Source organism: Paraburkholderia sp. GAS32, assembly GCF_050434225.1.
Classification (GTDB): Bacteria; Pseudomonadota; Gammaproteobacteria; order Burkholderiales; family Burkholderiaceae; genus Paraburkholderia; species Paraburkholderia madseniana.
Genome location: NZ_JBNPVS010000131.1, coordinates 1 through 1,352 on the forward strand (window position 1 = coordinate 1; position 1,352 = coordinate 1,352).

Genomic DNA, 1,352 nt, shown 5'->3' on the forward strand with positions numbered 1-1,352 from the left:
CCGAGAAAGGCCACCGGCACAAACACCGCACACAGCACGAGCACGATCGCGACCACTGGGCCGGCCACTTCGTCCATCGCGCGCCTCGCGGCCTCCTTCGGACTGAGTTTGTGCACGTTCATATTCCGCTCGACGTTCTCGATCACCACAATCGCGTCGTCCACCACGATGCCGATGGCCAGCACCATGCCGAATAGCGTCAGCATATTGATCGAGAAGCCGAGCGCGAGCATTCCCATGAACGTGCCCATGATCGACACCGGTACGGCCAGAACCGGAATCAGCGTCGCGCGCAGGCTTTGCAGGAAGACGAACACCACGATCACCACGAGTACGAGCGCTTCAAAAAACGTGTGCACGACATCGGAAATCGACGCGCGCGTGAAGTCGGTAGTGTCCAATGCGATGTCGTATTCGAGGCCTTCAGGAAAGGTCTTTTTCATTTCCTGGAGTGTCGCGTGGACCTGCTTCGAGACGTCGAGTGCGTTGGCGCCAGGTTGCTGATATACCGCGATGACGGTGGCCGGCTTGCCCTGAAAGCGGCTGCGGATCGAATAATCCTTCTGGCCCAGCGCGGCGCGGCCGATGTCCTTGAGACGCACAATCGCGGCATCGCCGTTGGCTGCCCTGATGATGATGTTGTCGAAGTCCTCGGGTTCACTCAGGCGACCTGTCGTGGTCACGGCGAACGACTGCTCGACCGGCGCGCCGGTCGGCGATTGGCCGAGACGGCCCACGGCGAACTGCTGGTTCTGGTTGGCGACCGCCCGCTGCACATCGCCCGCCGTGATACCCAGTTGTGCCATGCGGTCGGGCTTTAGCCAGATTCGCATCGCGTAATCGGGCGTACCGAAGATGGCCGACTGATTCGCACCGGGAATGCGCTTGAGCGCATCGAGCACGTAAATATTCGCGTAGTTGGCGATATACGTCGCGTCGTAGCGATCGCCCGGCGAATAGATGGCGATCACCATCATGAACGCCGACGATTTCTTCTGCACCTGAATGCCCTGTGACTGCACCGAAGAGGGCAATTGCGGCAACGCGAGGTTCACGCGGTTCTGCACGTCCACCTGCGCCAGCTCCGGATTGGTGCCGATCTGGAAGTACGCGTTGACAGTCAGATTGCCGGTAGATGAACTCGACGAGTTCATGTAAATCATGTTGTCCGCGCCGTTCACCTGCTGCTCGATCGGCGCGGCCACGTTGTTGGCCACCACGTCGGCATTCGCGCCGGGATAATTGGCGGAAATCGTGATCTGCGGTGGGGTGACATCCGGATACTGCGCGATCGGCAAGTTGAACATCGCCACCGCGCCGCCGAGCGTGATGACAATCGAAATCACCGACGC

Annotated in this window: 1 protein-coding gene; it reads right to left on the bottom strand. The window is 60.3% G+C overall.

Features of this window, described 5'->3' with window-relative positions; all coding sequences use genetic code 11:
* The coding region (locus tag P3T25_RS48530; RefSeq protein WP_429364883.1) for an efflux RND transporter permease subunit at nucleotides 1–1,352 on the bottom strand (1,352 nt) is incomplete at both ends.